This window comes from Nonomuraea maheshkhaliensis (assembly GCF_039529435.1).
GTDB lineage: Bacteria > Actinomycetota > Actinomycetes > Streptosporangiales > Streptosporangiaceae > Nonomuraea > Nonomuraea maheshkhaliensis.
Map to the genome: position 1 here is coordinate 23,249 of NZ_BAAAMU010000132.1, position 6,211 is coordinate 29,459.

Here is a 6,211-nt window from a genome sequence, read left to right on the forward strand (position 1 = left end):
TCGCGCGTGTTCAGTCGGTGCCGTCAGGCGAGACGATGGGGTCACCGCAACAGGTGCAGTGCCAGCCGTCGTCGATGAGGTAGGTGGAACGGCACTGTCCGTCGCACAGGACGAACTCGGAGGTGCCGCGGCTGTCGGTGCCGAAGATGAGCCAGGGAGACTGGCAGGCCGGGCAGGTCAACGCCCAGGAGATGAGGCCCATGGCGAGGACTTCGATGCAGGCCGGGCAGTAGACGCGGCCGTTTTCGCGTCGGCCGATGAACCAGCCGGCGGGGCTCGCCTCAAGCAGGGTGACGGTGTTGTGGCATTGGTTGTCGCACTGGACGGTCCAGTTGCGCAGGTCGGGGCTGCCGTCCGAGTGGTAAGCCTTGTGGATCACAGCGGCCTCCATGAAGGATCGTCGTAGGCAGAAGCCGGAACCGTCATCGCGGTCAGATGCTCACCGGCGTTGATGTCGTTCTTGAGCCAGAACATGGGCAGCTGCCAGGTGTAGGGGCGGCTGCGCTGATCGCAGGAACGGATGTGCTGGATGATCGAGGGGCTTTCCAACCAGGAGATGCCGGGGCTCCTCTCAGGGAGCATCGAGGTACACCTCCCCGCACCAGGTGCATTCCAGGGCGTTCTCGCGGCCCTGGTCGGTGGTGATGGTGATCGGGGCGAAGTTGGTGTTGCTGCACTCGACGCAGCTCAGGGGCAGCGTCTCCACGGTGAGCGCAGGAGGTGATCCGTCGGGCCAGGGCACCTCATCCGGTGCCGAGACCGTGGTGTGGTCGTGGGACATGACGGTTTCTCCGTTCATGCGGCGAGAGGTACGGGGGTCTGGTCGCCGTTACGGCGGCTCCAGGTGACGTAGTCGACGAGCTGGTGAATTTGCTCGTCGGTGAGGTAGGCGGCTTTGACCAGGTACGGGATGCCGCCTTCGGCGATGAGGTAGAACACGCCGGGGGATTGGGGGCTGATGGCTTGGGCGTTGAAGCCGGCCGAGGCCCAGCCGTGTCCGAGGATGATGTCGGAGCTGTTGGGAGTGGTGCAGCGGAAGGCTGCTCGGTAGCCGAACAGGTCGCGCAGCGACGTGGGGATGATGTCCACGCTGGGGCGCTGGGTGGCGGCGATGACCGGCATGGCGCAGGCCCGGCCTCGTGCGACCAGGTCACGCACCAGGGCGATGAACTCTTTCTGCTGTTCAGGGGTGCCGGTAGTGGTGGTGTAGTAGGCGAGTTCGTCGATGAAGACACCGATGACCTTGATGGCGTCACTGGCCAGGAACTTGCGGCGGCCGTGAGCGACCAGCCAGGCGTAGCGACGATCCATGACCTTCTGCAGGCGGCGCAGAACGCGCAGGCCCTTGTCGATGTCGGGGCCGACGAAGATGCCACCTGTCGCTTCGGCGGCTTCCATCCACATCCCCAGTTCGACCCACTTGGGGTCGAGCAGAACGGGGGTGAAGTCGTGGCACAGGAAGGCGTGCCCGACGAGGTTTTGGATCAGTACGGACTTGCCGCCGCCGGGTTCTCCGGCGTCCAGCAGGTTGTGATACACCAGGTCGAGGTAGACCGGGTTGCCGAATTCGTTAATCCCGATGAACACCGGGTCGAACATGGACAGCGACGGCGCTACCGGGATCGTGGCCGAAAGGTCGGGAAGAGCCGCGTGCATGGCAGCGTCACCTCTTGAGAGTCAGGCGTAGATGAGAGGTGCTACCGGGAGGGATATGGGCTCCCGGTAGCGGACGACGCCTCAGATCCAGTCGAGGTCGGGGTTGTCCGTAGCCGCCGGAGCAGGGGTGCCGGTGGCGGCCGGGGCTCGGCCGGCCTTGCGAGTGGCCGGACGCTCGCTGGGAGCGGTGTCGTCGGTGTCCGGCACGTCAGCGAGATCGAGCTGAGCCGGAACGGGCGAGACCGGCCGCGTGCTGGCCGGTATTTCAGTCGGGAGGTCCTCCGTGAGGGGCGAGCCGACCAGGCCGCCGAGGACATCACGCCGTTTGATGTCCAGATAGATGAGGGCAGAGTTGGTGGAACGGGCCTTGGTCACGGTGACCGAGGCGGCCCAGCAGGCGGCGGCGATTCTGCCGAGCTGGGATTCGATCTGATCGAGCGACAGGCCGGGACGGAGCCAGACCCAGACGCGTTCGCCGACCGGGATGGGCTTGGCCCATCCGATGAACGGCAGGTGGCCGTGTCGGTCGGTGGGCAGGAACGTGGCGAAGCAGGTGCGCAGGCGGTGCCGGACCATAAGGCACCACAGCAGGGCAAGGGTGTAGCGGCGCGAGGCGGGCACGAGGCCGCAACCGGCAATGACGCTGGCGTACGCGGCGCCGGTGATGAAGGGGTTGGTCTGGTCCTGGAGGTAGACCCAGCCGCCGATCACGAGCAGGACGAGGGTGATTTCCGGCAACCACCACCAGATAGCCCGTAGCACGGGCCAGATGGCGACGATGGCAGCGGTAAGACCGCCGACGAGGGCCCCGGCCGCGAGGCCGATCGGGACGGCGGCGAGCGGGGGCAGGTAGTAGGTGGACATGACAGCGGCGAAAATGCCGACGACCGCCAGGACCACATAGAAGGTGATCTTCGCGGTGCGGAGGTAGCTGTACTGCACGTTGGTCTGAATGACGGTGACGGAGCTACCGCGACGGCCAGTGCCGCCTCTGTTCTTGTTGTGCGTCCCGAAGGTACGCTTGGACATGACTCTCCTCCTCCTGGCGAGGGTGGGGGTTGAGAGCGGGACCGTGACGTGTAGGAGCTGAAACGGTCCCGCTTGATCTTTACGCCTGCACACCTGATCAGGTGTGATCTCTACAGGGCGTCGGGTTCGAGGCTGAAGTACAGAACGCTCAGTTCCTGTACGCCGAAATGGCGCTTGACGTTGGTTTCCAGGACATGAGTGAAGACAGCCAACCGGCTGGTTCCTGGCTGCGCGTCGATAGTGCCGGAGACAGTGGCCTGTCCACTGCCGATGAGCACGGTCATGAGATACATGTACCGGGTCGCCGTGCTGTTGTTCGTCGTCATGAGATTTGATCTCCTGTCCCGAAATAGCGGGAAGAAGAGCGGGATCAGCTCAGCGAAGTAAGCCGATCCGCGCCCGAGATTTCCAGGGCGATGTAGGAGCGAATCTCCCTGGACATCGAGTTGCCATCGGGCAACACGTGCTGAGATAAGGACTGCGGTCTACTTGCTGGCCGGAGCACCAGCGGGCTTGATGTCAGCCGCGCGGAAGGCCACGCCGTTGCGACCGTTGGTCGCCCAAGGCAGTGCCTCCAGCTTGAACAGGGCGACCTGGGAACCAACGCTCACCGTGGGCCTTTCTCCGGCCGTGGTGACGTTGATCATCTCGCCGCCCGTCTCGTCCAGCGCCATGACCTGCGTGACCCACATCGGTCGGCCGGTCTCCCGCTCGGACTTCTGACGCCCGTTCTGGTCGGACTTCTCGACCGCTTCCTTCGTCACCATGAACGACTTGCCGGTGACGTCGATGAGGAGCTTCACAAGCTCACCTCCGAATCGAGGGCCGCACCCTTGTGGTGCGAACTCCCTGTGAGCTCCATGAAACTGTCAGCGCGCCGCGTTACGGTAGCGGACAAAGCCCAACAGCCTTAACGAAACCTGTTAACCACGCACGAACTGCATGGTTATGGGGCATCATGGGTTCACTAAGGCATAACGACCGTAGGCCGGACCATTGCGAGGTGCGATGGACATTCCGAACTTGCTCAAGCAAGCCCGGAAGCAACATGGCTGGTCTCAGGAACAAGCCATCGTTCGCTTCGAGAAGATCGGTCATGCTCTGAAGATCGACATCCCTTCTCGGGCCAGCCTGCGAACTCTGTTCTCGATGTACGAGAACAACCGTCGAGAAGTCCCTGAGACGTATCGACAGATATTCTGTGAGTTGTACCGAGCCTCCGAGAGCGACCTTGGGCTAACCAGCGCCGCCTCAATGACCGCAACACCGTTACCCGCGTTGCCCCAGGCAATGCCAGGGAGTCCATCCCCTGAGGTGATTATTTACCTCTCCAATGTGCTGGCCGAGCACACTCGGGCAGACTCCCTCATCGGTCCACTCTATTTGGCGCCAACTGTGCAGACACAGCTACAACTTATAGATCGTCTGGTGCAGGCAACTCGTGGACCCGACCGTCGCCAGATGCTCGAAGTCGCTGCACAATTCGCCGAATTCTGCGGGTGGCTCTACCAAGATTCCGGTGATTCTGACTGCGCGATGGGCTGGACCAACCGAGCACTCGATTACGCTCAAGAACTGGCTGATCCTCAGGTTGTGGCCTACATCTTGATGCGAAAGAGCAACATCGCCACAGAGGCCGGCCACCCCGGACAGGGGCTTGGCTTGGCCAACGCCGCTCTCAAAACAGCACCGAATCTCAGCCCTCGACTTCGCGCGGTGTCTCTTCGCCAGCTCGCCAACGCCCATGCTCTTCTCGGCGAGCCGCGCGAGTTCGAGTCCGCCATCGATCGAGCCATCCAGGACGCCACCGAGGGGCTGGCTCAACTCGCAACGGACAAGGCCCGCTACTGCACGCCGTCATACGTCCAGATGGAAGCCGGAATGTCATACGTGCTTCTCGGTAACCCGGGCGCTGCCTTGTCCATCTTCGAACGGAGTCTCACCCAGTGGCCCGAAGCTGCCCAGACCCGCGACCAGGGTCTCTGCTTGGCCCGGTTGGCCACTGCGGCAGCAGCTCAAGGCGAGATCGAGCGCGCCGTCGAAGCTGGAAGCGAAGCCCTGACCATCGCTCAACGGACCGGTTCAGCCCGGATCCGGACACAGCTCGAAGCTCTTCACGATCACTTGACGCCTGTCGCCAAACTTCCGCTCGTGCGAGACTTGACGAAGCACTTGGCCCAGCTCACACACCGTGTCGCGTGAGCAACGCACTCCAGCAAGGAGCCTTCGTGAATCATCTGCTGCCAACTCAAACAACGAAGGATGAAGACGCGCGGGATGCACACGTCGCTATCCTGCCGATTGGCAGCTTCGAGCAACACGGCCCATACCTACCGCTGGCCACAGACGCGGCTATCGCATCGATCATCGCCCGCGAGCTGGCACAGCTCTACCCAGTACGCCATTTGCCGCCGATCACCATCTCTTGTTCCCATGAGCACAAAGCATGGCCTGGAACAGTAAGTATCTCGGCTAAAACACTCCTTGCTCTGGTCACGGACATACAGGCATCCCTACGCGCCTCCGGCATCAACAAGCTCGTACTGATCAACGCCCACGGCGGCAACTACACACTTTCCAACGTCGTACAGGAAGCCACCGTCAGCGAACGGTGCATGGCTCTCTTCCCAACTAGCGCTGACTGGAACGGTGCACGTGCTGCGGCCAACATGGAAACCACCGCACACGAGGACATGCACGCCGGCGAACTTGAAGCCTCCATCCTGCTGGCAGCCAATCCCGAACTAGTGCAAGACGGCTACGACACGGTGGACCACATAGCCAATGACCGCAAAGACCTCCTGACGGTCGGCATGGAGGCATACACCAAATCAGGCGTCATCGGTCGGCCTTCGCTAGCCACCGCAGAAAAAGGCCGAGCAGTCCTTGACTACCTTGGTGATGCATTCCGCTCCTGCCTACGCAGCATCGACATGGTCGTGTAACCAGCGTGTGAGAACTTTCTCTACAAACTTAAAGCGGCCCTGACCGGGCCGCACGCGCCGCCGACTCGGCGCGGGTCGGCTGCGTCCACTTAAGCTCCCGCACCGGCCCGACAAACGCCGGTCGGCTGGCGCGAACGAGGACAGGGCCGCTTTGTAGGCGCGGTGCGCTGCCCACGGGGGCGAGGGTCGCTAAGCGCAGGCGCAGCCAGCCACGGGGCTGGGCTTACCGCATGCCTCCGGCGGGGGCGCTCTGGCTCCGGGCGGGCCAAGATCGCGGATGTGCGGTGGTGGGGTGGTTGCGGTGGAAGCCTGCCCGCCTGCCGTCGTCCCAGGACAAGCTCTAGCAGACCAGTCGCGGGGCCGCCTACGCTCCATCGCGGCCGTGTACCCGGGCGCGCGGCCGGGGCAGCCCCTCGGCTGGCCCGCTACCCTACGGGTGGGACGACGGCAGACGGGCAGGCCAGCGATCGGTGTGATGTTGGCCTATAACCAGGATCCTGGCGTGATGCCAACCGGATCACGAAAACCTAGTACGGCAGCCGCCATTTGCTGTGTGAGCTGGGATGACGCCGTGCTGGTCG

Annotated in this window: 9 protein-coding genes; 2 read left to right on the plus strand and 7 right to left on the minus strand. The window is 63.2% G+C overall.

Features of this window, described 5'->3' with window-relative positions; all coding sequences use genetic code 11:
- Positions 1-10: 10 nt before the first annotated feature.
- From ABFX54_RS47190 to ABFX54_RS47220, 7 genes are all read right to left on the minus strand, one after another.
- Positions 11-379: a hypothetical protein gene (locus tag ABFX54_RS47190; RefSeq protein ID WP_346113631.1), complete on the minus strand. Its 369-nt coding sequence runs from the start codon at positions 377-379 to the stop codon at positions 11-13.
- Positions 376-582, minus strand: a complete 207-nt coding sequence (locus ABFX54_RS47195; protein ID WP_346113632.1) for a hypothetical protein — start codon at positions 580-582, stop codon at positions 376-378. Before ABFX54_RS47195 ends, ABFX54_RS47190 begins: the two co-directional genes overlap by 4 nt.
- Complete coding sequence (locus tag ABFX54_RS47200; protein ID WP_346113634.1) at positions 572-799, minus strand: hypothetical protein; 228 nt, start codon at positions 797-799, stop codon at positions 572-574. The genes ABFX54_RS47195 and ABFX54_RS47200 overlap by 11 nt, the downstream gene beginning before the upstream one ends.
- Positions 796-1,656: an FtsK/SpoIIIE domain-containing protein gene (locus ABFX54_RS47205; RefSeq protein ID WP_346113635.1), complete on the minus strand. Its 861-nt coding sequence runs from the start codon at positions 1,654-1,656 to the stop codon at positions 796-798. The genes ABFX54_RS47200 and ABFX54_RS47205 overlap by 4 nt, the downstream gene beginning before the upstream one ends.
- Before the next feature lie 81 nt (positions 1,657-1,737).
- A complete protein-coding gene (locus ABFX54_RS47210) occupies positions 1,738-2,685 on the minus strand; it encodes a hypothetical protein (protein ID WP_346113636.1) in 948 nt (315 codons plus the stop codon).
- Positions 2,686-2,795: 110 nt separating this feature from the next.
- Complete coding sequence (locus ABFX54_RS47215) at positions 2,796-3,011, minus strand: hypothetical protein (RefSeq protein WP_346113638.1); 216 nt, start codon at positions 3,009-3,011, stop codon at positions 2,796-2,798.
- 159 nt (positions 3,012-3,170) lie between these two features.
- On the minus strand, positions 3,171-3,488 hold the full coding sequence (locus ABFX54_RS47220; RefSeq protein ID WP_346113640.1) for a hypothetical protein: 318 nt from the start codon (positions 3,486-3,488) through the stop codon (positions 3,171-3,173).
- A 205-nt stretch (positions 3,489-3,693) separates the two neighbouring features.
- Between ABFX54_RS47220 and ABFX54_RS47225 the strand changes: the two genes are divergently transcribed.
- Together ABFX54_RS47225 and ABFX54_RS47230 are read left to right on the plus strand one after the other, a co-directional pair.
- Positions 3,694-4,887: an NsdA family TPR-like regulatory protein gene (locus ABFX54_RS47225; RefSeq protein WP_346113641.1), complete on the plus strand. Its 1,194-nt coding sequence runs from the start codon at positions 3,694-3,696 to the stop codon at positions 4,885-4,887.
- Between the two features lie 26 nt (positions 4,888-4,913).
- The gene (locus tag ABFX54_RS47230; RefSeq protein ID WP_346113642.1) at positions 4,914-5,630 is read left to right on the plus strand and encodes a creatininase family protein; all 717 of its coding nucleotides are present in this window, start codon (positions 4,914-4,916) and stop codon (positions 5,628-5,630) included.
- The last annotated feature ends 581 nt before the right edge of the window (positions 5,631-6,211 follow it).